The sequence below is a fragment of the Methylocaldum sp. MU1018 genome (assembly GCF_053646775.1).
This window is the reverse complement of record NZ_CM132195.1, coordinates 3,733,191-3,758,106: the sequence shown is the minus strand read 5'-3', so window position 1 is coordinate 3,758,106 and position 24,916 is coordinate 3,733,191. Positions and strand designations below refer to the sequence as shown.

At 57.3% G+C, this 24,916-nt stretch carries 18 protein-coding genes; 15 read left to right on the top strand and 3 right to left on the bottom strand.

Features of this window, described 5'->3' with window-relative positions:
- Nucleotides 1-73: 73 nt before the first annotated feature.
- The 13 genes from rplJ (at nucleotide 74) to ACWJKU_RS17125 (ending at nucleotide 20,684) form a co-directional block, all read left to right on the top strand.
- Nucleotides 74-601 carry a 50S ribosomal protein L10 gene (gene rplJ / locus ACWJKU_RS17185; protein ID WP_454144257.1) on the top strand — a complete coding sequence of 176 codons (528 nt, stop codon included), beginning with the start codon at nucleotides 74-76 and terminating at the stop codon, nucleotides 599-601.
- Between the two features lie 33 nt (nucleotides 602-634).
- Nucleotides 635-1,009, top strand: a complete 375-nt coding sequence (rplL, locus tag ACWJKU_RS17180; RefSeq protein WP_454144255.1) for a 50S ribosomal protein L7/L12 — start codon at nucleotides 635-637, stop codon at nucleotides 1,007-1,009.
- A gap of 261 nt (nucleotides 1,010-1,270) precedes the next feature.
- Nucleotides 1,271-5,347, top strand: a complete 4,077-nt coding sequence (rpoB, locus tag ACWJKU_RS17175; protein ID WP_454144253.1) for a DNA-directed RNA polymerase subunit beta — start codon at nucleotides 1,271-1,273, stop codon at nucleotides 5,345-5,347.
- An 80-nt stretch (nucleotides 5,348-5,427) separates the two neighbouring features.
- Entirely contained in the window at nucleotides 5,428-9,621 is a 4,194-nt protein-coding gene (rpoC, locus tag ACWJKU_RS17170; RefSeq protein ID WP_454148177.1) for a DNA-directed RNA polymerase subunit beta', read from the top strand.
- 231 nt (nucleotides 9,622-9,852) lie between these two features.
- A complete protein-coding gene (locus ACWJKU_RS17165; protein WP_454144251.1) occupies nucleotides 9,853-10,467 on the top strand; it encodes a c-type cytochrome in 615 nt (204 codons plus the stop codon).
- A 277-nt stretch (nucleotides 10,468-10,744) separates the two neighbouring features.
- Nucleotides 10,745-11,194 (top strand): ATP-dependent zinc protease family protein, encoded by a 450-nt coding sequence (locus ACWJKU_RS17160; protein ID WP_454144249.1) that lies wholly within the window; start codon nucleotides 10,745-10,747, stop codon nucleotides 11,192-11,194.
- Nucleotides 11,195-11,244: 50 nt separating this feature from the next.
- Entirely contained in the window at nucleotides 11,245-12,765 is a 1,521-nt protein-coding gene (locus ACWJKU_RS17155) for a UUP1 family membrane protein (protein ID WP_454144247.1), read from the top strand.
- Between the two features lie 4 nt (nucleotides 12,766-12,769).
- Nucleotides 12,770-13,732, top strand: a complete 963-nt coding sequence (locus ACWJKU_RS17150; protein WP_454144245.1) for an alpha-L-glutamate ligase-like protein — start codon at nucleotides 12,770-12,772, stop codon at nucleotides 13,730-13,732.
- Between the two features lie 180 nt (nucleotides 13,733-13,912).
- Nucleotides 13,913-14,968: a PstS family phosphate ABC transporter substrate-binding protein gene (locus ACWJKU_RS17145; protein ID WP_454144244.1), complete on the top strand. Its 1,056-nt coding sequence runs from the start codon at nucleotides 13,913-13,915 to the stop codon at nucleotides 14,966-14,968.
- A 78-nt stretch (nucleotides 14,969-15,046) separates the two neighbouring features.
- Entirely contained in the window at nucleotides 15,047-16,426 is a 1,380-nt protein-coding gene (gene pstC, locus ACWJKU_RS17140) for a phosphate ABC transporter permease subunit PstC (protein ID WP_454144242.1), read from the top strand.
- Nucleotides 16,419-17,729 carry a phosphate ABC transporter permease PstA gene (gene pstA, locus ACWJKU_RS17135; RefSeq protein ID WP_454144240.1) on the top strand — a complete coding sequence of 437 codons (1,311 nt, stop codon included), beginning with the start codon at nucleotides 16,419-16,421 and terminating at the stop codon, nucleotides 17,727-17,729. Before pstC ends, pstA begins: the two co-directional genes overlap by 8 nt.
- Before the next feature lie 95 nt (nucleotides 17,730-17,824).
- Nucleotides 17,825-18,658, top strand: a complete 834-nt coding sequence (gene pstB / locus ACWJKU_RS17130) for a phosphate ABC transporter ATP-binding protein PstB (protein WP_454144238.1) — start codon at nucleotides 17,825-17,827, stop codon at nucleotides 18,656-18,658.
- Between the two features lie 313 nt (nucleotides 18,659-18,971).
- Nucleotides 18,972-20,684, top strand: a complete 1,713-nt coding sequence (locus tag ACWJKU_RS17125) for a hypothetical protein (RefSeq protein WP_454144236.1) — start codon at nucleotides 18,972-18,974, stop codon at nucleotides 20,682-20,684.
- 192 nt (nucleotides 20,685-20,876) lie between these two features.
- On the opposite strand, the gene ACWJKU_RS17120 is transcribed toward ACWJKU_RS17125, so the two are convergent.
- The 3 genes from ACWJKU_RS17120 to ACWJKU_RS17110 form a co-directional block, all read right to left on the bottom strand.
- A complete protein-coding gene (locus ACWJKU_RS17120; RefSeq protein WP_454144234.1) occupies nucleotides 20,877-21,164 on the bottom strand; it encodes an RNA recognition motif domain-containing protein in 288 nt (95 codons plus the stop codon).
- 214 nt (nucleotides 21,165-21,378) lie between these two features.
- Nucleotides 21,379-22,302 (bottom strand): carbohydrate kinase family protein, encoded by a 924-nt coding sequence (locus tag ACWJKU_RS17115; protein WP_454144232.1) that lies wholly within the window; start codon nucleotides 22,300-22,302, stop codon nucleotides 21,379-21,381.
- A 40-nt stretch (nucleotides 22,303-22,342) separates the two neighbouring features.
- A complete protein-coding gene (locus tag ACWJKU_RS17110; RefSeq protein WP_454144230.1) occupies nucleotides 22,343-23,188 on the bottom strand; it encodes an outer membrane protein assembly factor BamD in 846 nt (281 codons plus the stop codon).
- A 57-nt stretch (nucleotides 23,189-23,245) separates the two neighbouring features.
- Between ACWJKU_RS17110 and rluD the strand changes: the two genes are divergently transcribed.
- Together rluD and pgeF are read left to right on the top strand one after the other, a co-directional pair.
- Nucleotides 23,246-24,193 (top strand): 23S rRNA pseudouridine(1911/1915/1917) synthase RluD, encoded by a 948-nt coding sequence (gene rluD / locus ACWJKU_RS17105; RefSeq protein ID WP_454144228.1) that lies wholly within the window; start codon nucleotides 23,246-23,248, stop codon nucleotides 24,191-24,193.
- Nucleotides 24,130-24,915, top strand: coding sequence for a peptidoglycan editing factor PgeF (gene pgeF, locus ACWJKU_RS17100; protein ID WP_454144226.1), 786 nt, complete (start codon nucleotides 24,130-24,132; stop codon nucleotides 24,913-24,915). Before rluD ends, pgeF begins: the two co-directional genes overlap by 64 nt.
- Nucleotide 24,916 lies beyond the last annotated feature (1 nt).

Below are 24,916 nucleotides of genomic sequence, written 5' to 3'. Positions count from 1 at the left end.
GGCATCCTAATTCGGGATGTTTTTTTGGGCTCTGAATGGTTCCCAACTGTTCAGATTAGTACTGGAGTTAAGGGTGGCGCTAAGGCTGGAAGACAAGAAAGCCGTCGTTGCAGAAGTCGCTGCTGTTGCCGCTAAAGCACATTCTGCGGTAGCCGCAGAGTATCGCGGGCTGAGCGTTTCCGAACTAACCGACCTCCGTAAAGTGGCTCGAGAATCCGGTGTGTACCTGAGGGTTATCAAGAACACCCTGGCGCGTCGGGCGGTCGAGGGTACCGAGTTCGCGTGCATGCAAGAAGGTTTGGTCGGACCGCTGATCCTGGCGTTTTCTATCGAGGATCCGGGTTCGGCAGCGCGCGTCGTCTACGACTTTTCAAAACAGCATGACAAGCTGGTCGTAAAACTAGTGGCTGTTGGTGGAAAGCAGTACGGTGCATCGGAGATCGAGCGCTTATCGAAGTTGCCGAACAAGGAGCAGGCTCTGGCTATGCTGATGGGCGTGATGAAGGCGCCGATCGAGAAGTTCGTTAGAACTTTGGCAGAGCCTCACGCGAAGCTGGCTCGGACTGTGGCGGCAATACGCGATCAAAAGCAAGCGGCTTAAGCAAGGTTACAAAGTTTAATTTGGAGTAATTTGATGGCTGTATCTAAAGAAGACATTTTGGAAACCATTGCCAATATGACGGTGATGGAAGTGGTGGATTTGATTTCTGCCATGGAAGAGAAGTTCGGCGTCTCTGCAGCGGCAGCAGTGGCCGCGGTTCCGGTTGCGGCAGCAGCAGCGCCCGCGGCTGAAGAAAAGACAGAGTTCGACGTCGTTATGACCGGTTTCGGCGATAACAAGGTTAACGTGATCAAAGTGATCCGCGCTATCACCGGATTGGGCCTGAAGGAGGCTAAAGACCTCGTGGAAGGTGTTCCGTCTACGGTCAAAGAAGCAGTCGGCAAGCAAGAAGCCGAAGACATCAAGAAACAATTGGTCGAAGCCGGCGCTGCGGTTGAAATTAAATAATTGTTGCTCCGTCTGACCTGAGTCGACCTTTTCAAGGCTGGCAGCTTATCGCTGCCGGCCTTTCGGCGCTTGCGCCGACTTCGTAAATCTGTGGCTCGCCTCCGCGGTGAGCATTTGAGGCATACAGTGTAACCCAGTGCCCGGCCGAATTACTTCTACCGTGCTATGTCTAATTCCAATCTGCAAGTGGTCATCCGAGTCTTCTAATCTCCTTTAGACATCGTGGTAATTTCGTTTGAACTTTTAAGGTAAGGAACCACTATGGCCTACTCTTTCACCGAGAAAAAACGCATCCGCAACAGTTTTGGCAAACGCCGTGACGTACTTGAAGTCCCTTATCTTTTAGCAACCCAAGTCGATTCATACAAGAGATTTCTCCAGGCCGATGTTTCTCCCAGCAAGCGCATCGACGAGGGACTGCATGCCGCATTAAGATCGGTTTTTCCGATCGAGAGCCATACTGGGCATGCCGTTCTGGAATACGTCAATTATTCCTTGGGCGAACCCACGTTCGATGTCAAAGAATGTCAGCAGCGCGGCGCCAATTACGCGGCGCCCCTGCGTGTGCTGGTGCGCCTGGTGATCTACGATCGCGAGGCGCCCGCCAGCGCCAAAGTCGTGAAGGATATCAAGGAGCAGGAAATCTACATGGGCGAAATCCCGCTCATGACGGACACGGGCACCTTCGTCGTCAATGGAACGGAACGCGTCATCGTTTCGCAATTGCACCGTTCGCCGGGCGTGTTCTTCGATCATGACCGCGGTAAAACCCACTCATCCGGAAAACTCTTGTTCAATGCCCGGATCATTCCTTACCGGGGATCCTGGCTGGACTTCGAGTTCGATCATAAAGACAGCGTTTATGTGCGAATAGACCGTCGGCGCAAACTGCCCGCGACCGTTCTTTTGCGGGCTCTCGGATACGATAACGAGCAAATCATCAATCTGTTCTTCGAAACCAATCGGTTTTCGTTTATAAAAGACGGTATTCTGCTCGACCTCATTCCCGAGCGTCTACGCGGCGATATCGCCAGTTTCGATATCAAAGTCGATGGGCAGATGATCGTAGAGAAGGGTCATCGCATTACGGCTCGGCACATTCGGCAGATGGACAAGGCGGGACTGAAGCAGTTGGAAGTGCCGAGAGACTATCTTTACGGCAAGATTCTCGCTCACAATGTCATCGTCCCGAGCACCGGCGAGCTGGTGGCCAAGGTGAACGACGAAATCACGGAGGATCTGTTGAGCCGCATCATCGCATCCGGTATCGATGCCATCGACACGCTGTACATCAACGATCTCGACCGCGGACCGTACATGGCCAACGCGATGCGGATCGATACTACCGAGACTCAGCTCGATGCGCTGGTGGAAATTTACCGCATGATGCGGCCCGGCGAGCCGCCCGCCAAAGAAGCCGCGCAGACGTTGTTCGACAATCTTTTCTTCTCGCCGGATCGCTATGATTTGTCGGCGGTCGGCCGCATGAAGTTCAATCGACGTCTCGGACGTTCCGAGATTACCGGCCCTGGCGTGCTGACCAAGGAAGACATCATCGATGTCCTCAAGGAGCTCATCAATATCCGTAACGGCATCGGGACGGTCGACGATATCGACCATCTGGGCAACCGGCGCGTACGTTCGGTGGGCGAAATGGTCGAGAATCAGTTCCGGCTGGGTCTGGTCCGCGTCGAGCGCGCCGTTAAGGAACGTCTGTCTCTGGCGGATGCCGAGAACCTGATGCCGCAGGAAATCATCAATGCGAAACCGGTCGCGGCATCGATCAAAGAGTTCTTCGGCTCCAGCCAGTTATCCCAGTTCATGGACCAGAACAACCCGTTGTCCGAGGTGACTCACAAGCGCCGCGTGTCGGCCTTGGGACCGGGCGGTCTCGCCCGGGAACGCGCCGGTTTCGAAGTGCGCGACGTTCATACGACCCATTACGGGCGCGTATGCCCCATCGAAACACCGGAAGGACCGAATATCGGTCTGATCAATTCATTGGCCGTGTATGCGCGGACCAATGAATACGGATTCCTCGAGACGCCCTACCGTAAGGTGGTCGACGGCGTCGTCACCGACGAGATCGAGTATCTTTCCGCGATCGAAGAAGGCAAATATTTCATCGCTCAGGCCAGCGCCAAGGTGGATGAAAACGGTCGACTGGTCGATGACCTGGTTTCCTGCCGGCACAAAGACGAGTTCACCCTCGCGTCGGCCGATCAAATCAACTACATGGACGTATCATCGCGCCAGATCGTTTCGGTCGCGGCATCGCTGATTCCGTTCCTGGAACATGACGACGCCAACCGGGCATTGATGGGATCCAACATGCAGCGCCAGGCCGTACCCACTCTGCGAACCGAGAAACCCTTGGTCGGCACGGGCATGGAACGGATCGTTGCCAGGGATTCGGGTGTGACGGTCATTGCCAAGCGCGGCGGGACGATCGAATTCGTCGACGCCGGACGTATCGTCGTGCGCGTGAACGACGACGAAACCGAAGCGGGCGTGCCGGGCGTGGATATCTACAACCTGACCAAGTACACGCGCTCGAACCAGAACACCTGCATCAACCAAAAGCCCCTGGTAAAGCTGGGCGACAGCGTGGCGAAAGGCGATATCCTCGCGGATGGGCCGTCCACCGACATGGGCGAACTGGCCTTGGGACAGAACCTTCTGGTGGCGTTCATGCCCTGGAACGGATGCAACTTCGAGGACTCCATTCTGATCTCGGAGCGGGTGGTGCAGGACGATCGCTTCACTACGATCCATATCGAGGAAAAAACCTGCGTCGCTCGGGATACCAAGCTCGGGCCGGAAGAAATCACCGCCGACATACCCAACGTGGGCGAGGCGGCGCTGGCCAAGCTGGACGAGTCGGGGATCGTCTACATCGGCGCCGAGGTCAAGGCGGGCGATATCCTGGTGGGCAAGGTAACGCCTAAAGGCGAAACCCAGCTCACCCCCGAAGAGAAGCTGCTCCGGGCGATTTTCGGTGAAAAGGCGTCGGATGTGAAAGACACGTCCCTGCGCGTGCCTTCCGGCATGGACGGAACCGTCATCGACGTTCAGGTGTTCACCCGCGACGGCGTCAAAAAGGACGACCGGGCGAAGCAGATCGAGCAGGCGGAAATCGATCGGGTCAAAAAGGACCTGAACGACCAGCTCCGGATCATCGAGAAGGACTTTTACCAGCGTGTGGAGCAGATGCTGCTGGGCAAGGCTGCCGAGTCGGGTCCGAACAGACTGCGTTCGGGCGATTTGGTCACCCGCGAATATCTCGAAGGGCTGAAGCAGTCCCAGTGGCTGGAAATTCGCCTGCAGGACGAAGATCTGAACGTTCAGCTCGAAGCCATTGCCGAGCAGATCGCTCAGCAGCGCGAAGAGATGAACAAGCGTCTGGAGGAAAAAAAGAAAAAGATCGCGATGGGCGACGATTTGCCGCCCGGAGTCTTGAAGATGGTCAAGGTCTATCTGGCCGTCAAGCGCCGCATTCAGCCGGGCGACAAGATGGCGGGACGGCACGGCAACAAGGGCGTGATCTCCCAGATCGTGCCGGTCGAGGACATGCCTTATCTTGCGGACGGAACCCCCGTGGACATCGTGCTCAATCCGCTCGGCGTACCTTCGCGCATGAACGTCGGACAGGTATTGGAAACCCATCTCGGCTGGGCCGCCAAGGGGCTGGGGCTTAAAATCGGCAAGATGCTGGAAGCCAAGACCAAGATCGAGGAAGTCCGCCAGTTCCTGAAGGAGGTTTATAACAGCAGCGGCAAGGAAGAGAACTTGGATCTGCTGTCCGATCACGAGATCCTCGAACTTGCCTTCAATCTCCGCGGAGGGGTGCCGATGGCTACGCCGGTCTTCGACGGCGCCACCGAGGACGATATCAAGACCATGCTGCGCCTGGCGGATTTGCCCGAAAGCGGCCAGACTCGGCTGACCGACGGCCGTACCGGCGAAGTCTTCGACCGGTCCGTCACCGTCGGTTATATGTACATGCTGAAGCTCAATCATTTGGTCGACGACAAGATGCACGCCCGTTCCACCGGTCCGTACAGCCTGGTCACGCAGCAGCCTTTGGGCGGCAAGGCCCAGTTCGGCGGTCAGCGCTTCGGGGAAATGGAAGTCTGGGCGCTGGAAGCTTACGGCGCGGCCTATACGCTCCAGGAAATGCTTACGGTCAAGTCGGACGACGTCACCGGGCGCACCAAGATCTACAAGAACATCGTCGATGGTGACCATCGCATGGAGGCGGCCATGCCCGAGTCGTTCAACGTGTTGATCAAAGAGATTCGCTCCCTCGGCATCAACATCGAGTTGGAACAGGACTAATACGCTAGACGCACGATCCGGACCGTCTGAAGGTCCGGATCGGCAGAACCGAATTTAGGAGAACGTCCGTGAAAGATCTCATTAATTTCTTAAAGCGTCAAAACCAGGCGGAAGAATTCGATAGCATCCGCATCAGTCTTGCTTCGCCCGATATGATTCGGTCCTGGTCTTACGGCGAAGTGAAGAAGCCCGAAACGATCAACTACCGTACTTTCAAGCCGGAGCGCGACGGTTTGTTCTGCGCGAAGATCTTCGGGCCGGTCAGCGACTACGAGTGCCTTTGCGGCAAATACAAACGGCTGAAGCACCGCGGCGTCATTTGCGAAAAATGCGGCGTCGAGGTCACGCTGTCCAAGGTCCGTCGCGAACGCATGGGCCATATCGAGCTAGCCAGCCCGGTCGCGCATATCTGGTTCCTCAAATCGCTGCCGTCCCGTATCGCACTGCTGCTCGACATGACCTTGCGCGAGATCGAGCGCGTACTCTACTTCGAATCCTATGTCGTCATCGATCATGGCATGACCCCGCTCAATCGCGGGCAGCTCTTGACGGAAGAGGAATATCAGCAAGCCGTACAGCAGCACGGCGACGAATTCGTCGCGAAGATGGGTGCCGAAGCCATCTACGAGATGCTGAAGACGATGGATCTCAATACCGAAGTGGCCACGCTGCGGGAAGAAATCGATTCGACGAATTCGGAAACGAAGATCAAGAAGCACACCAAGCGCCTCAAGGCGATCGAATCGCTGATCTCGTCCAACAATCGTCCGGAGTGGATGATTCTGACGGTGTTGCCGGTATTGCCGCCGGAGTTGCGCCCTCTGGTTCCGCTCGACGGCGGTCGTTTCGCTACCTCGGATTTGAACGATCTGTACCGTCGCGTGATCAACCGCAACAATCGCCTGAAGCGATTGCTCGATCTCAACGCGCCGGACATCATCGTGCGCAACGAAAAACGCATGCTCCAGGAAGCGGTCGACGCCCTGCTCGACAACGGCCGTCGCGGGCGCGCGATCACCGGCTCGAACAAGCGGCCGCTGAAGTCGCTGGCCGACATGATCAAAGGCAAGCAGGGGCGCTTCCGCCAGAACCTGCTCGGAAAGCGCGTGGACTATTCCGGCCGTTCGGTGATCGTGGTCGGACCGACCTTGAAATTGCACCAGTGCGGCTTGCCGAAAAAGATGGCACTCGAACTGTTCAAGCCGTTCATCTTCAGCAAGCTACAATTCCGCGGTCTGGCGACCACGATCAAGGCCGCCAAGAAAATGGTGGAAAAGGAAAGCCCGGAGGTCTGGGATATTCTCGACGAGGTGATTCGCGAGCATCCGGTCTTGCTGAACCGTGCGCCCACGCTGCACAGGCTCGGCATTCAGGCGTTCGAGCCGATCCTGATCGAGGGTAAGGCGATCCAGTTGCATCCTTTGGTCTGTACCGCTTTCAACGCCGACTTCGACGGCGACCAGATGGCGGTTCACGTGCCGCTTTCTCTGGAAGCGCAGCTGGAAGCCCGCACGCTGATGATGGCGACGAACAACATTTTGTCGCCGGCAAACGGCGAGCCGATCATCAATCCGACCCAGGATGTCGTATTGGGTCTCTACTACATGAGCCGCGAGAGAGTCGACGCCAAGGGAACCGGCATGTTCTTCGCGGATGTGGCCGAGGTTCATCGCGCGTTTCAAACCAAGTCGGTCGATCTCCACGCTCGTGTCCAGGTCCGGATCAAAGAAACCGTTCTGGGCGAAAACGGCGAGAAAACGACGGCGCACAGACGGGTCGAAACCATCGTCGGGCGCGCTCTGATTTGGAACATCGTGCCGGAAGGTATTCCGTTCGAGATGATCAACCAGGATATGACCAAAAAAGTGATATCGAAGTTGATCAATCATTGCTATCGCTCGTTGGGAATCAAGGCGACCGTCGTGTTTGCCGACCAGTTGATGTATCTGGGTTTTTCCCATGCGACGCGAGCCGGCATGTCTTTCGGGGTCGACGATATGGCTATCCCGACCCGGAAGGAAGAAATCATCCGCGCCGCGGAGCAGGAAGTTAAGGAGATCCAGAACCAATATGCTTCGGGCTTGGTGACCGACGGCGAACGTTACAACAAGGTCGTCGACATCTGGTCTCATGCGAACGATCAGGTCGCCAAGGTCATGATGGAAGGGCTCGGTACGGAAAAAGTCGAGATGCCGGACGGGCAAGTCGCAGAGCAGAAGTCCTTCAACTCGATCTTTATGATGGCCGATTCCGGCGCCCGCGGCTCCGCGGCGCAGATCCGGCAGTTGTCGGGCATGCGCGGACTCATGGCGAAGCCGGACGGATCGATCATCGAGACTCCGATCACCGCTAATTTCCGGGAAGGGTTGGACGTTCTGCAATACTTCATCTCCACGCACGGCGCCCGGAAAGGTCTCGCCGACACCGCGCTCAAAACCGCGAACTCGGGTTATCTCACGCGCCGGCTTGTGGACGTGGCTCAGGACCTGGTCATTACGGAAGACGATTGCGGCACCAACGACGGTTTGCTCATGGCCCCCTTGATCGAAGGCGGCGACGTGGTCGAACCCCTGGCCGAGCGGGTGCTCGGACGGGCATTGGCTGAGGATGTCAGGGATCCGTCCACAGACGAGCTGATCTTGACGGCCGGCTCGATTCTGGACGAGCACGCCGTGGGCGTATTGGAGGCCCATAGCGTCGACAACGTTCGCGTGCGATCGGTCATCAGTTGCCGGACCCGTTACGGCGTTTGCGCAACCTGCTATGGGCGCGACCTGGGGCGTGGCCATAAGGTCAATATCGGCGAGGCTATCGGGGTCATCGCGGCTCAGTCGATCGGCGAGCCGGGTACCCAGTTGACCATGCGAACCTTCCACATCGGCGGCGCGGCGTCCCGCTCGGCCGCCATCAGCAATGTGGAAGTGAAGTCCGCGGGCACGATCAAACTGACCAATCTGAAAACCGTGGTCAACAAGGACGGCAATCTGGTCGCCGTCTCGCGGTCGGGTGAAGTCAGCGTGATCGATGAGCACGGCCGCGAGCGCGAACGCTACAAGATTCCTTACGGTGCGGTCTTATCGGTACGCGAGGGTAGCCCGGTCAGGGCCGGCCAGGTCGTGGTGAACTGGGATCCCCATACCCATCCGGTGATTACCGAAGTCAAGGGGTATGCCAAACTGGTCGATTTCATCGAGGGCGTCACCGTTCGCGAGCAATCGGACGAAGTAACGGGCTTGAGCTCCATGGTGGTCATCGATCCCAAGCAGAGAGGCGGCGCGGGCAAGGATTTGCGGCCGATGGTCAAGCTGGTCGATGAGGCAGGAAACGACATTCGAATTCCCTCGACGGAAATCGCCGCTCAATACTTCCTGCCGGCCGGCGCCATCATCGGTATTCACGATGGCGGTTTGGTTCAGGTCGGCGACGTATTGGCGAGAATTCCCCAAGAGTCGAGCAAGACGCGCGACATCACGGGCGGTCTACCGAGGGTTGCCGATCTGTTTGAAGCACGGAAAACCAAGGATCCGGCGATTTTGGCGGAAGCTACCGGCACCGTCAGCTTCGGCAAGGAAACCAAGGGCAAGCGCCGAGTCATCATAACGGATGGTCACGGTCATCAGCATGAAGTGCTGATTCCGAAATGGCGTCACATCACGGTGTTCGAAGGCGAGCATGTGGAGCAGGGCGAGACGATAGCCGAAGGCGATCTGACGCCGTATGACATCTTGCGGCTTCGCGGAGTCGCCGACCTGGCGTCTTATCTGGTGAAGGAAATTCAGGATGTCTACAGACTGCAGGGCGTGAAGATCAACGACAAGCACATCGAGGTCATCATTCGCCAGATGTTGCGGAAAGTCGAAATCACGGATCCCGGCGACACCATTTTCCTCAAGGGTGAGCAAGTCGATCGAGCACGGGTGCTCGAGGAGAACGACAAGGCCGAGGCCGAAGGCAAGATTCCGGCGTACTTCGAACCGGTGCTCTTGGGCATCACGAAAGCTTCGCTGTCCACGGAATCGTTCATTTCCGCCGCTTCCTTCCAAGAGACTACCCGGGTGCTGACGGAAGCCGCTATCCGCGGTTTGAGCGACAAGCTGCTCGGATTGAAGGAAAACGTCATCGTCGGTCGCTTGATTCCCGCCGGAACGGGATTGGCCTACCATCTGGATCGCAAACGGAGGGCCAAACTGGCCGAGGGCGAGGAAGCCGAAGTCGCGGCCACCATCGATGCGGGCGACGTAGAAGAGGCCTTGAAGCAAGCGTTGAGTATGTAACATGGAATCCAAGCGGCGAGTCGATCTCGGGATCGGCTCGCCGTTTTGTGCCGAACGATTGTCAAATACCGCTCGATCAGTAATATAATCCTCTAATTTCGGGAAGTTTCCGTCGTCCTTATCGTTATATCGCCCGGTTTAATCCGGGTTTTTGCTGTTTGCGCGGGGAGAATCCACTGCTGCGCCTGTTTTGCTAGTTTGGTAAGTCCGTAGATTCTTGGAGCACATCGAATGAAAACAAAAAATTTGTGGAGCCTGATGATTGCAGGCCTGGCTGGCGTCCTGATCGTTCCCGCCGTCAATGCGGCCGGAGATGCCGAAGCAGGAAGAACGAAGTTTTACACCTGCGAGGGATGCCACGGCGTGACCGGTTACACGAACGTCTATCCCACTTATCAGGTACCCCGCTTGGGCGGACAGCATGCCGATTATATCGTCGCGGCTCTTAAAGCCTATCACTCCGGGCAGCGCAAGCACGGCAGCATGCTTGGAAATACGGCGGCCATGAGCGATCAGGATATGCAGGATATCGCCGCTTATGTGTCGCGATTCCGTTCCTTAAATGCCAGCTTGCCCATTACCGGTAACGTAACGGTGGGTCAAGGAAAAGCAGAAAGCTGCGGAGGATGTCATGGAGAAGACGGCAATACCACCGACCCCAATTTCCCGCGCCTCGCCGGGCAGTATGAAAGCTATCTTGTTAAAGCGTTGGAGGATTACAAATCCGGCGCCCGGAAGAATGCGATCATGAACGGCATTGCCGAGGGACTGTCGGAAGAAGATATGAAAGATATCGCAGCTTATTATGCGAGCCAGAAAAAAGGTCTGGCCGTCATTCAGGAGTAGCCCTGCCGACGGTCTTGGGCCGATGCAATAGTCTTGTTTTCTCATGCTTGCCGAAGAACTCTGCTTCGGCAAGCTTTTCCGCGTATGGCGAAGGTGACGAATAACTCCGGCGGTGGCATTTCGCGCATCAGTCCGCTATCAGATGCCGCCTTGCGTTCGATCGTGCCCTGCCGCATATAGCTCTATGATGCGATTCGGTTTCCTGGTTTTCTTGCTTACGCTTTCCACGGCGACTCCGAGCGCGGAGACGCGAACGGCCGCGCGGGAAAAAGCCATCATGGGATGGCTCGAATCGGTGTTTCTCAAGCCTTGGAACATCCGCATGACGGCAAAGCTGGATACCGGTGCCAAGACGTCGTCATTGCATGCCGATAACATCGAGCATTTTACGAAGAGCGGTCAGGAATGGGTGCGGTTTACGCTGACGGGAACCGACGACGATAAATCCGTCGTGGTAGATCGTCCGCTAGTGCGGACGGTTTATATAAAGGAACGTCGATCGCATGCGACCAAGCGCGACGTGGTCAATCTGGAGCTATGCAAGAACGGCAGAAATTATGAAACCGAGTTTACGCTGGTCGATCGGAGCAATTTCAATTATCCGGTACTTCTAGGCCGAAGCTTTCTCAAAGACGTGGCCTTGGTCGATTCGGAGAATACCTTTATGTATAAAGCGGACAGCGATCCTTGTGTATCTGACGCTTCGGGCCACAAGAAAAGCAAATAAGCCGCACGGCTCGGCTGTCACCGTTAGCGTGGGGTTAATTCTTGCGGAACTTGCACGTTAAGATACTGGCGTTGGTTTTGGTGAGCATCGGCGCTTCACTGTGTTGGTACAAGGTAACCCGGCTGGGTTTGCCTTTGCTGCCCACAGAGCAGGCCGAGGTGTGGACCGTGGAGGCGCGGATCGAGTTCAAGGCGAAGCGCGATACGCCGGTAAAGGTCCATTTCTTCATTCCCCGCACGCCCTCGGGTTACACGGTCGTCGATGAGAACTTCGTATCCAGCAACTACGGTCTCACGACGGAAGATGACGGAATACAGCGGTTTGCGGAATGGGCGGTGCGTCGGGTAAAGGGGTATCAGGTACTTTATTACCGCATTAACCTCGCTCGGGACCCGATGGCGGCGCCGTCTTCGACAACGTCCACCGCACCCGACGTGCAGATGCCCGAATTTCCGGAGCTGATGCATTCGGCGGTGCGTGCCTTGCTGGACGAGGTCCGCAGCAAATCGGCCGATGCCGCCACTTTCGCGCGAGAACTCTTGTTACGCCTCAATGTGTCGACTCCCGATGCCAACGTCGTTTTGCTCAGGCAGGATGTTCAGTCTTCGGAAGACTGGGTTCGCCGTGTAGTGAATTTGCTGGCCGCCGCGAATATTCCGGCGCGCATGACGAACATTCTGATTCTCCGGGACGGTATAAGTCACGGTTCCTTGACGCCTTGGCTGGAAGTGTTCGATGGCGCGAGTTGGCTGCCGTTCGATCCGGAAACGGGCGAAGCCGGGTTTCCCAAGGAAGCCATCGTCTGGCATTCGGGAGATTTGGCGGCGCTCGAGGTGACGGGCGGCAAGCACGCCAAGGTCGAATATTCGGTGAGAAAGCATACTCAGGATATGACGCTGGTAGCCGAGCAGCGGGCACGGAAGATGGGTTCGCGCATCATGGAGTTTTCTCTGTTCAGCCTCCCTGTGCAAGCTCAGAACGTCTACCGTGTGCTGCTTCTGGTGCCGGTGGGGGCATTTTTCATCGTGTTTTTGCGGAATGTCATCGGCATTAAAACGTTCGGCACGTTTATGCCCGTTTTGATCGCACTGGCTTTCCGCGAAACCGAACTGCTCTGGGGAGTGCTGCTTTTCTGCCTGCTCGTGGCATCGGGGCTCCTCATCCGTTTTTATCTGGAATATCTCAAACTCCTTCTGGTTCCGCGTCTGGCCTCGGTGCTGATCATCGTCATCTTGCTGATGGCGACGGTCAGTTTGTTGAGCCATAAATTAGGCATCGATCGCGGTCTTTCGATAGCTTTGTTCCCAATGGTGATACTGGCCATGACCATCGAGCGGATGTCCCTGGTTTGGGAGGAATCGGGGCCTGCCGAAGCTTTGAAGCAAAGTTTGGGAAGTTTGCTGGTTGCTTCGCTCGCTTATCTCATCATGAGCAGTAAAATCCTCGGTCACCTCGTGTTCGTGTTCCCGGAACTCCTGTTGATCGTGCTGGCGATGACCTTGCTGCTGGGGCGTTATACCGGCTATCGCCTGACCGAGCTATGGCGCTTCAGGTCGGCATTGAGGCCGTAGGCGTATGGGCAAGGCTAAATTTCGATTTCCTTGGACGCGGTTGCGCGATTTGGGCATCATGGGGATGAACGAACGCAATGCCGATTTCATCCTGCCGTACAATCCCCGCGGAAACTACCCCCTGGTCGACGACAAGTCGAAAACCAAAGCGCTGGCCCTGAGTGCCGGCATTGCCGTTCCGAAGTTGTACGGGATCGTCGAGATCGAGCACCAAATCGAGAAGCTGGGCGAAATGCTCGATCCGTATGAGGATTTCGTCATCAAACCGGCACACGGCAGCGGCGGCGAGGGAATTCTGATCATCATCGGCCGCCAAAATGGCCGCCACCGAAAGGCCAACGGCGTCTTGGCCGACGAGGACGAAGTCGGGCATCATATTTCCAACATCTTGAGCGGCATGTACAGTCTGGGCGGATTGCCCGACTCCGCACTGCTCGAATATCGGGTCAAGTTCGACCCGATATTCGAGCAGATCAGCTACCAGGGGGTTCCGGACATCCGGACGATCGTGTTCCGAGGGGTGCCGGTTTTGGCGATGATGCGGCTGCCGACGCGGTTGTCCGACGGCAAGGCGAATCTTCATCAAGGTGCCGTCGGGGTCGGGATAGACCTGGCGAGCGGCCGAACGTTTTCCGGTGTCTGGCGCGAAACTCCCGTCGATCTGCATCCGGACACGGGCGGGGATCTGGCCGGATTGGACATTCCGTACTGGAACGAAATTCTGGCGCTGACGGCGCGCTGCCATGATTTGGTCGACTTGGGATTCATCGGCGTGGATATCGTCTTGGATAAGAATTTTGGTCCGTTGATGCTGGAAATCAACGCCAGGCCGGGGTTGAGCATCCAGCTCGCCAATAAAATCGGCATTCTACCCCGCTTGCGGCGAATCGAGCGTATGTCCGAGATCCCGGCTTCCGTAGAGGATCGGGTTAAATTGGCACAGGACCTGGCTGCCGCAAATCGATAATTGCCCCGCTTCGATTCATCCTCGGCACGTACGAACCTCAATGCGGTTTAAGCCGGAAACGGCATTCGGTCCCACTGTAAAATGAAATATTACGGTAACAATTTTTTGTTAAAACTTCCTGTTGTGAGGTGATTTCAGGGATCAGGCCGTGTTTTATGTTCAATTTACAATGGGGGATCAATGAAAATTAAATTTTTGGGGTTCGGCGCAGTCCTTTCGATAGCGCTGTTAAGCGCCCAAGCTTCCGCCGAATCGGCCCGCGATTACATCAGCGTTGTAGGTTCTTCAACCGTTTATCCTTTCGCGACGGTTGTGGCGGAACAGTTCGGTAAGGGCGGCAAATTCAAGACTCCGAAAATCGAGTCGACCGGAACCGGCGGCGGCATCAAGCTTTTTTGCAGCGGTGTGGGCGTTCAATATCCCGATATTGCCAATGCGTCGCGGCGCATGAAAAAGGCCGAGTTTGCCGCCTGTCAGAAGGCCGGCGTAAAAGACATTACCGAAGTCAAAATCGGCTATGACGGAATCGTGTTTGCTCACGCCAAGGCAGCGGAGTCGCTGGAGTTGACGCGCCGCGAAATATTCTTGGCTCTCGCCAAGAAAGTGCCCGATCCATCTTGCGAAGAGTGCGACAAGCTGGTGGATAACCCGTACAAAACTTGGAACCAGATCAATCCGGCGTTGCCGAACATCAAGATCGAAGTCTTGGGGCCGCCGCCTACTTCCGGTACGCGGGATGCTTTTGCCGAGCTGGCAATGGAAGGCGGTTGCCAGACCTTCAAATGGATTAAGGCCTGGAAGGAAAAAGACGAGGCGCAGTTCAAAGCCATTTGCCAGACGGTCAGAGAGGACGGCGCTTACATCGAGGCGGGCGAAAACGACAATTTGATCGTTCAAAAACTGAGCGCCAATCCCAAAGCCCTGGGCATTTTCGGTTTCAGCTTCCTGGATCAGAACAGCGATAAAATTTCGGCCGTTCCGATCGATGGAATCGCACCGGATTACGATACGATTTCGGCACAGCAATATCCGATCTCCCGGCCGCTATTCTTTTATGTTAAAAAGGCGCATGTCGGCGTAATTCCGGGAATCGAGGCTTATGTCTCGGAGTTCACCAGCGAGAAGGCCATGGGCGATGAGGGCTATCTGACGGATAAGGGGCTGATTCCTTTGTCCGGTAACGAGCGCAAGGAGGTCGCACAAAACGCAAAGAATTTGAAGAACTACTCGATGTGACGAAAGTCATTCGAGAAGTGACGTCTCGGCGACCGGGCTTGCAGCCCGGTCGCTTGTTTTTCGAGGGCTTGCTTTAGAATGCAGAAATCCACACTTCTCTTCCTGCTTGTATTGTTGAGCGCGGCAGCCTATTACATAGGTCGCCGACGGTCTTTACAAGTGGCCGGCGGAGCAGTCAGGAGTCTTCACTCGCTACCGAGTTACTACGGCTACTACGTCGCGCTCTGGTGTGGAATTCCGGCATTATTGGTCTTGTTTTTGTGGACATCCCTTGAAAATCCGATCGTAACCCAGCTCGCTGTTTCGGCCCTCCCGGACGAGCTGAGATCGATTCCATCGGATCGGCTCAGTTTGTTAATCAACGATATCCGCAATGTCGCTGGCGGCGTCGTTGCCGGAGAGATCGACCCGGCTATTCGGGTTGCGGCCGACCGCTATCTCAAGCTGCAAGATACCAGCAACCTTTTGCTCAGCGTGTTGGCGGTTTCAGTAGCCGTCGCCGGGGCGGCCTACGCCCGCCAACGAATAAGCAAGGAGCATCGAGCCCGGAATCATGTGGAAAAGTCGGTGACGATTTTTCTGATCGTTTGCTCCGTCCTGGCGATATTTACGACGATCGGCATCGTTCTGTCGGTTCTTTTCGAGTCGATCCGTTTTTTTCAAAAGGTCCCCGTTACCGAATTTTTGTTCGGCCTGGACTGGAGCCCGCAGATGGCGATTCGGGAGGATCAGGTCGGCTCTTCCGGGGCCTTCGGAGCGGTGCCTCTGTTCGCCGGCACCCTGTTGATTTCTCTGATCGCGATGCTGGTGGCGGTTCCGATCGGCTTGTTGTCGGCCATCTATTTGTCGGAATACGCCGGCCCCGGACTTCGCGCCACGGCCAAGCCGCTTCTGGAGATTCTTGCCGGCATCCCCACCGTCGTTTACGGCTTCTTCGCGGCGCTGGTGGTCGCCCCGTTCATCCGCGATCTCGGGACGCGGTTCGGCCTGGATGTGTCATCGGAAAGCGCGCTGGCGGCGGGACTGGTCATGGGAATCATGATCATCCCGTTCGTATCGTCGCTCTCCGACGATTTCATCAATGCCGTGCCTCAATCGCTCCGCGATGGCGCGTACGCTTTGGGCGCGACCCAATCCGAGACCATCAGGCAGGTGATCATACCGGCGGCCCTGCCGGGCATCGTGGGCGGCGTTTTGCTGGCGGTATCCCGCGCCATCGGCGAAACCATGATCGTGGTGATGGCGGCGGGTTTGACGGCTAATCTCACGATGAATCCTCTGGCAGCCGTTACGACCGTAACGACCCAAATCGTAACCTTGCTGGTTGGCGACCAGGAATTCGACAGCCCGAAAACCCTGGCGGCTTTCGCTCTCGGACTGGTGCTGTTCTTGGTCACGCTGGCGCTGAACATCATCGCTCTGCATATCGTGCGCAAGTATCGGGAACAATATGAATGAGATCAGTGAAACCTCAGGGCGATCTCCCCGCCGGACTATCGATACCGTCCACGCGAGCCTCGTCAGGCGGAGGCAGGCTGAAAAGCGTTTCCAGCTGTATGGGCTCGCCTCCATCGTCCTGGGGTTGTGTTTTCTAGCCATCCTGTTCACCAGCATCATCGCCAATGGCTATACCGCTTTTCGGCAAACGTCCATAGGGCTGGACGTCTATTTCGATCCGCAAGTGATCGATCCGGAGGGCCGGCGCGATCCATCGGCCCTGAGGGACGCGGATTACAACGGGTTGTTGAAAAGCGCCATGAGCGCGCTATTTCCGGAGGTGAAGGATCGTCCGGCGAAGAGGACTCTCAACGGCCTCGTAAGTTCGGGCGCTCCCTATAGTCTCCGCGGTCTTGTCCTGGCAAGGCCGGAGCTTCTTGGCAAAACCGAGCGAGTATGGGTTTCCGCCGATGACGACGTCGACATGTTTGTGAAGGGGCAGTTGGGGCGGGACGGCGCGGAGGGCGACCGCCGGATCAAGGACAATCAAATAGCCTGGATCGACAAGCTTCAGGCCGAAGGGCGCATCAAGAAATCGTTCAACACGGCTTTTTTTACCGCCGGTGATTCGCGAGAGCCGGAATCGGCAGGCATATGGGGCGCCGTGATGGGGTCGCTGTTTACGCTTTTGGTCACGATCAGCCTTTCATTGCCGATCGGCATGGCCGCCGCAGTCTATTTGGAGGAATTCGCGCCGCGCAACCGCTGGACCGATCTCATCGAGGTCAACATCAACAATCTGGCGGCGGTTCCATCGATTGTATTCGGCCTGCTCGGGCTCGCGGTGTTCATCAACTTCTTCGGGCTGCCGCGCTCCTCGCCACTGGTGGGCGGCCTGGTGTTGGCCCTGATGACCCTACCCGTCATCATCATTGCCGGGCGCTCCGCATTGAAGGCGGTTCCGCCGTCGGTGCGCGAGGCCGCTCTTGGCGTGGGGGCATCGCCGATGCAGATGGTATTCCATCACGTCCTGCCGCTGGCCATCCCCGGGATGATGACGGGCGCCATCATCGGCATGGCGCGCGCGCTGGGTGAAAGCGCGCCGCTCCTCATGATCGGCATGGTGGCGTTCATCGTCGACATTCCTCGAAGCATCGTGGAGCCGTCGACGGTTCTTCCGGTACAAATCTATCTTTGGGCGGATAGTCCGGAGCGCGGATTTGTCGAGCGTACGTCGGCGGCCATCATGGTTTTGCTGGTGTTTTTGATTTTTATGAACGGGTTGGCGGTTTACATCCGCAAGCGCTTCGAGCGACGCTGGTAAGGCGCTTTCATCACTCAGTCGGAAAGATAATAGGTCGAAGTATGAGTTCGCGTATGGAATTTAAAACGTCGGTATCGCACAGAGAACCGCCACGGATGAAAAGCCGTGAAAGAATCTCGGAGGCCTCGTTCAATCGGGAATACCCGCAGACGGTGGGTGAAATTACTTCGCCGAACTCGCGTATCGTGTGCCGTAACGTCAATGTCTATTACGGCGACAAGCATGCGATTCAGGACATCGGGCTTGATATCGGCCGCAATGAAGTGATTGCGCTCATCGGGCCTTCCGGGTGCGGCAAATCGACCTTCATCCGCTGTCTCAACAGAATGAACGACACCATTCCCGGATGCCGGGTCACCGGCCAAATCGTTTTGGACGGCATGGACATCTACGACGGCTCGCTCGATGTCGTGCCGTTGCGCGCCCAGGTGGGCATGGTGTTTCAGAAGCCCAATCCGTTTCCCAAGACCATTTTCGAGAATGTGGCTTATGGTCCGCGCATTCACGGTTTGGTGTCCTCCAAGGCCGAGCTCGAAGAAGTCGTGGAGACATCCTTGAGGCGCGCCGGCCTTTGGGACGAAGTCAAGGATTATTTGCATCATCCGGGTACCAGTCTGTCGGGCGGGCAGCAGCAAAGGCTTTGTATCGCAAGAACGATAGCGGTTAACCCGGAAGTGATCTTGATGGACGAGCCGTGCTCGGCGCTGGATCCGATCGCCACCGCCAAAATCGAGCAGCTGATCGACGAGCTTCGCGCGCACTACACGATCGCCATCGTAACCCACTCCATGCAGCAGGCGGCGCGTGTATCCCAGCGTACCGCTTATTTTCACCTCGGTCGGCTGATCGAAGTGGGCGAAACGGCGCAGATTTTCACGAATCCCCGCCATCAATTGACGGAAGATTACATTACCGGGCGTTTCGGCTAGGGCGGGGGCATCCATAACCGCGCATCCCGGTCCGGCTCCGGTCGACGGCTGGATATGCCCGCAGCGACGCGCTATAGTTTCGTGTTCCTGCGCATGTTACTTACGCCTGCCAATCAGGATCGTTTCGGCGGAAGCTTTCGGGTGCCCGTTTCCGATCGGGGCCGGACCGTGCGCGTGTCTCCATCTCACGTCTATGGCAAATTTGACAATTTCGACACGTCTTGCTTCGGAGCGAAGCCCGTTCGCCTTGCGGCGCCTTGCGTTCCCCTGCTTTCTCGCCGTAGGAACGCTCATCCTTTCCGGGTGTGCCGGGATGCGGGAAGTCACTATCGATTATCCTGAAACGAAGCCGGCCGAACTGCGACCCTTGCCGGGCAAGTCGACGGTGCAAGGCGATGATTTCTATGTCCAGCTGATTTCCGAGTTCGAATTCACGGGCGATGCAAGCCGGGGAAAAGGATGCCAGGAATTCGGCAGAAGCTATAAAAAAGGCGGCGCTTCGGCCGCGCTCCTATTTCAGATCAGAAACGACACGCTCAAGCTTTACCGGGAGGTGCCTGCGCTCGTCTATCAAACCTCGGCCGGCGAATGCAGTTTTACGTTTAACGCCAAAAAAGTTTATTTGACGCCGTGGATGAAGCTTGACACGGCCGCAGACACCCAAGTCGACTTCAGTTTCGTCAACAGCTTGAACAGCGACATCGACTTTACCAAGCTGGCGAACGATGTCGGCACAGCAAGCGGCGTGTTGGCCATCACCGGCGCGGGTGCCGGCGTGGCGCTCATGGGGCAGCTCGCCTCGGGGTGGATGCTGAATAACGAAAGGCAAGCGGCGGAAAGGCCGCAGCAGATTCCCTCGATGGACCGAAACAGTCGCGAAACGCACTCGCTCCCCGCCGCTATCGCGCTCGATAATCAAGGAGGAAGCGTCAACCGAACCCGTTTCACCATCCGCGAAGTGTCGGACAGCCCGATAAATTTTCTGGGCTCCGGCGCGAAGGTTTTGGGTGAAGTCAAGGTCTACGGCACTCTGCGCCCGTCGCTCCTGCTCAAGATCAATGCCGACGGATTGCCCGATGCGCGAGATCTTTCCCTCGAGGAGCTTTGGCGATCCAAAATGCAGGGGGATGGAGCGGACCGGAACCTGTTGGCCTACATCACCGAGGCGGATCATCCCGACCGCCCGAATCTTCAACCGAATTGGGATAGCTACAAGGACGTCGAGGGCAGCTGTAGAAAGCTCAAGATCGTGATGAAGGACCTCGGCTTTAACCGATTCGATCGCAACGCCGTGCTTTATTATTTTTTGGACAAGAGCGCCGATTGGAAGAACTACAATATGCCGGGGCAGCAGGTCCTCGGCGGGGGCATCCCGTACGGTCAGTTGCAGCAGTATCGAACCAGGAACTTCGGTGGATGCTTGATCTCGGAAGACTATCAGACCATGAAGCACATGGGATTGCCGGTCAATTCCGAGGAGGATTGGCGAGGCATCTTGCAGCAGACTCAGGAGAAGGAAAGTTACTTTGCGGCAATTCGATCCCTGGAACGGCAGCTCGTCGCGGCGGTGACGAATTCCGACCCGGCGGTGGTCGAACGCCGGCTGTTTCCCTTGATTGCGGCCGATGAAAAGGGCGTGGGCACCGTTTTGTTGCAAAACCATCTCGCGAATTTCGGTCTCGAACAAATCGTGCAGGTTCCCGCTGTCCCGGGGGCCGGGCTTGTGATAAGCGCGCTTCAGTTGGCTGAGGTTTTCGCAGGGCTTCAGATCGAGGCCTTGAGCTGCGCCCGGCCGGCATTCGAGCAGGGCAGGCCGCTCAAAAACCTGGCGATCATGCTATTCGCGACAAAAACCGGCAGCCCCCTGGCCAAAGGCGGGGCCTTGGAGTTCGAGTTCGACGGTGGAAAGATCAGGCGCATTGCTTTCCAGCATCCAGCCTATCGCGATTATTTGCAAAATCTGCGCGACTATCCCGATTTGGGAGGTTGCAAAGTCGACGCAGGGCTCGTGGAGCGGCTTGACTGAGCGGCGAAATCGCGTCGCTCATGGATTAGACGATCGGATTGCATCGCCGGCGCATGTTTCGAGCGGCGGAGAAAGGCGCGCTTCAGTGCAGACCCGATCGACGATCTTCGTTTTCCGGCGGCAGGCTGCGGAGGGGTAAGTGCCGTCTCGTATCCAGAATGGTCGGAAAGCAGAGACGGCGGGTTTTAGTCATCAAATGTGCCGGGCACGCCGCGGCGGAAAAGTCGACTGGCTTTCGGTGCGGGGGCGCGCCTCGTTCACCCGGATATTGCGGCCCTTGAGGTCGGCGCCGTCCAGTTGCTTGATAGCCTCTTCGGCGCTGACCCGATCTGACATTTCCACAAAGCCGAAACCCTTCGATCGCCCTGTAAGTTTATCCATCACCACGTTAGCGCTGATGACCTCGCCGAACCGTTCGAAAGCTTGGCGCAATTCCTCGCTGGTGACTTGATAGGACAAATTGCCGACGTAGATATTCATCGAAAACACCTGTTCATGACTGCGTGCCATTGCCTTACTAACCACATCAGCTGCTCAACGAATGGCACTAAGATCAAGAACTGATGATCGACTCCAACCGCGGAGCCAAATTGCCGGCCTGTCTTCTCATCCATGCTCGGTGATGGAGAAAGGCTGAAAATATTCCGGTATTCCATAAGCTTCAAAGGGAAGTCGTCCGATGTCAATAACTCGGTCATCGTTCCTGAGATTTCAAAAACAAATGGAGTTTTTCCCGGTCGGGAATACCCGGCCTCGCGCCCGCTAGGGTGCAGCAGAGAGCCCCCGCGGCGCTGGCGTAGGTCAGGATGTCCGGCCAATTCCGGCGGCTCGCGAGCGCCGCGGCGAAGGCTCCGTGGAAAACGTCACCGGCCCCGGTGGTATCCACGGCCTTCACCGGAAAAGCGGGCAGTTTTCCCGACTCGATGCCTTTCTTCCAGATCAGCCCGCGCTCCCCCAGGGTAATGACCACGCTGGGCGAGCGTTCGGCCAGGCCGTTCAAGGCCCGCTCCGGATCGTCGTCATTCAGCCATTGCCGGGCGAACTTTTCCGAACAGACCAGGTGATCCACCGCGAACATCAGCGCCTCGGTTCCCTTGTGCAAAGAGCCAGCGTCCAGGACCGTGGGAACGTTTCCGGACCTGGCCCAGGCGCACAAAGGCTCGGAGACGGCGGATTCGTGCCCGTCGAACAGGATGACCTCGGGGGCGATAGACGAAAAATCGATACTGTTCGCCGGCAACGGTTTCGTGTCGCCTTTGTAGTTGACCAGCGCCCGCTTGCCGTCCGGTTTTATCAGGATTGCGGACAAGGGGGTGGGCGAGGAGCCGCGCACGATCAGATCCGTGGAGACTTGTTCTTGCCGCAGTTCCTCGAAATGCATGTGTCCGTAGAGGTCGTTTCCCAAATAACCCGCAAAAGCCGATGTGTAGCCCAGGCGCGCTGCGGTTACGGCGGCATTCGCGGCCGGGCCGCCGCCGCAGGAGATGAGAGCGTCGGCGAAGATTTTCTCGTCCGCTTCCGGATGGTGAGGCACGGAAAAAACCAGGTCGTAGGATGCGTGTCCGACGCACAACACCTGAATATTGCGGTTTTCGGTCATGGGGTGGGAAGCGTTCATCCTTGAGAAGGTCGTCCTGTTCATCGAATCGAGCGGAAAGCTATTTTTCCAGGCCGATGAAGTTCCACAACCGCTCCATGGCCGACGGCTCGTAAACCAGATCTTTGGCCTGACCTGGAACGCCGTTGGCATAGTTGAACGCGTAGACGCGCGCCGCGTCGTCGGCCAGATCCTTCATTTCCAGCTTGCGATAGGCTTGTTCCATGATCTGCAAAGCCACGGGCACGGCCGGGGTGCGTTGATAATTGCGGATGATTTCGGCACAGCGCCTGGCGGCCGCGAGGTAGGCGCCTCGCCGCATGTAGAAGTCGGCGACGTGCGCCTCGTACATGGCCAGATTGTTTCTTAGCGACACCATGCGTTGTTTGGCATCGTCCACATAGCGGCTGTTGGGGAACTTGACGATCAGTTCGTCGAATTCTTTATAGGCGTCCCGAGCCGATCCGGGGTCTCGCTGGGACGAATCCGTCGGCATAAAACGATCTACAAAGCTTATGCCTCGGTTATAATTCACCAAGCCTCTGAGGTAATAGGCGTAATCGACGTTGGGATGAGTCGGATTGAGCTTGATGAAGCGGTCGGTGGCGGCGAGAGCGGAATCGGGTTCGTCGTTCTTGTAATAAGCGTAAGCGATGTCGAGTTGCGCCTGAGTCGCGTATTTGCCGAACGGATAGCGCGCTTCCAATTTCTCGTATAATCGCACCGCCTTTTCGTAACGTTTCTCCGTCAGCGCTTTTTTTGCCTCAGTGTAAAACTGTTCCGCGCTCCAGTCGGCGTATTCGTCCGTTTCCTGGCGGGCGTTGGAGCAGCCGAACAGCAGCAAGGCCAAGGCCAAGTGCCAAAAAACGAGGCGCGCAGCCCGAAAAAGAGTAGAAAGAAACGGCATGATCCGAGCGACAGTCTTAACGCCCGCAGTATACCTTGAATCGTCGATCCCATAGAAGTGAATTCCACCCGCATTCTTACCGCTGAAATCCCCCCGTCGCTGGCCGGCCGCCGCCTCGATCAAGCCCTGAGCGAGCTGTTTCCGGATTTTTCCAGGAATCGCCTGCAAAGCTGGATCAAAAACGGATCGGCCCGGATCGATGGAGCGGTTTTATCCCCCAAACACCGCATTCTGGGCGGCGAGCAGGTTGTCTTGCATGCCGAGGTCGAGGAGGTCGCGACCGTCGAGAGTCAGGATATCCCTCTGGCCGTTCTCTACGAGGACGAAGCGGTCCTGGTCGTCGACAAGCCGGCGGGGCTGGTCGTGCACCCGGCGGCCGGTCATCGTGACGGAACCCTCCAGAATGCATTGCTGCACCATGCGCCTATATTGGCTGGAATTCCGCGCTGCGGCATCGTCCACAGACTGGACAAGGACACCAGCGGGTTATTGATCGCCGCCAAGACGTTATCCGCGCACAAATCGCTGGTGGAGCAGCTTCAGGCTCGGACCGTGCATCGCGAATATCTGGCTTTGGTGCAAGGCATCGTGACGGCCGGCGGCACGGTGGACGAACCGATCGGCCGGCACCGCACCGACCGGAAGCGTTTCGCCGTTCGCGACGAAGGCAAGCCTGCCGTCACCCATTACCGCATCGCCGAGCGTTTTCCCGGTCACACCTTGCTCCGGGTCAAGCTCGAAACCGGGCGCACCCATCAAATCCGCGTCCATATGGCTCATATCCGCCATCCGCTGGTGGGTGATCCGGTGTACGGAGGCCGGCTCCGAATACCGGCCGGGGCGAACGAGGCGCTGATCAGGGTTGTCCGGGATTTCAAAAGACAGGCCTTGCATGCGGAAAAGCTCGGGATCGTTCATCCGGCGGCCCACGAGTATATGGAATGGCAATCGCCGCTGCCGGCGGATTTCTCCGAGCTGCTCGCGGCATTGAGAGAGCATGCATGAGCGGAGTCTGGATCGAACCCGACTGGCCCGCGCCCCCCAACATCCGGGCAGCGAGTACTTTACGGCCGGGTGGAGTGAGCGTGGGCCCATACCGCGGCTTAAATTTGGGCGCTCACGTCGGGGACGAGCCGAGCCGGGTCGCGGAAAACCGGCGCCGGCTGCGGGATTTTCTGAATCTGCCCGCAGAGCCCGCCTGGTTGAATCAAGTACACGGGAACCGGGTCGTGCGGGCCGATGGGCCGTCGGGTCGAAGCGCGGATGCGGCCTTCGCGTGCGAAACCGGCGTCGTTTGCGCGGTCATGACGGCGGATTGCCTTCCGATTTTGCTGTGTTCGAAGGAGGGTGATCGCGTGGCGGCGGTGCACGCCGGATGGAAAGGGCTGGCGGCCGGCGTGATCGAGGCCGCCGTCGAAACGCTGGACGGCGGCAATCTGCTGGCGTGGCTCGGACCTGCCATCGGTCCGGATGCGTTCGAGGTGGGATGCGAGGTTCGAGAGGCCTTTGTCCGCAAGAGAGCGGCATTCGCCGCCGCGTTTCGTGAAACGGAGAACGCAAAATGGCTGGCGGATCTTTATTGCCTCGCGCGTATCGCGCTGAACGATGCCGGTGTTTCGGAAATCTACGGCGGCGGTTTCTGCACCTTCGGCGATGCCGAAGATTTTTTTTCCTATCGTCGCGACCGCATCACGGGCCGCATGGCCACATTGATCTGGCGCGAATAAT

Coding starts and splice junctions, on each gene's coding strand:
- ACWJKU_RS17145 (WP_454144244.1), top strand. CDS start 13,913: ATGAAAATTAAATTTTTGGGGTTCGGCGCAGTCCTTTCGATAGCGCTG.
- ACWJKU_RS17120 (WP_454144234.1), bottom strand. CDS start 21,164: ATGAATATCTACGTCGGCAATTTGTCCTATCAAGTCACCAGCGAGGAA.
- rpoB (WP_454144253.1), top strand. CDS start 1,271: ATGGCCTACTCTTTCACCGAGAAAAAACGCATCCGCAACAGTTTTGGC.
- pgeF (WP_454144226.1), top strand. CDS start 24,130: ATGGCAATCGCCGCTGCCGGCGGATTTCTCCGAGCTGCTCGCGGCATT.
- pstA (WP_454144240.1), top strand. CDS start 16,419: ATGAATGAGATCAGTGAAACCTCAGGGCGATCTCCCCGCCGGACTATC.
- ACWJKU_RS17160 (WP_454144249.1), top strand. CDS start 10,745: ATGGGATGGCTCGAATCGGTGTTTCTCAAGCCTTGGAACATCCGCATG.
- ACWJKU_RS17165 (WP_454144251.1), top strand. CDS start 9,853: ATGAAAACAAAAAATTTGTGGAGCCTGATGATTGCAGGCCTGGCTGGC.
- ACWJKU_RS17110 (WP_454144230.1), bottom strand. CDS start 23,188: ATGCCGTTTCTTTCTACTCTTTTTCGGGCTGCGCGCCTCGTTTTTTGG.
- pstC (WP_454144242.1), top strand. CDS start 15,047: ATGCAGAAATCCACACTTCTCTTCCTGCTTGTATTGTTGAGCGCGGCA.
- ACWJKU_RS17115 (WP_454144232.1), bottom strand. CDS start 22,302: ATGAACGCTTCCCACCCCATGACCGAAAACCGCAATATTCAGGTGTTG.
- ACWJKU_RS17125 (WP_454144236.1), top strand. CDS start 18,972: ATGCGGGAAGTCACTATCGATTATCCTGAAACGAAGCCGGCCGAACTG.
- ACWJKU_RS17150 (WP_454144245.1), top strand. CDS start 12,770: ATGGGCAAGGCTAAATTTCGATTTCCTTGGACGCGGTTGCGCGATTTG.
- rplL (WP_454144255.1), top strand. CDS start 635: ATGGCTGTATCTAAAGAAGACATTTTGGAAACCATTGCCAATATGACG.
- pstB (WP_454144238.1), top strand. CDS start 17,825: ATGAAAAGCCGTGAAAGAATCTCGGAGGCCTCGTTCAATCGGGAATAC.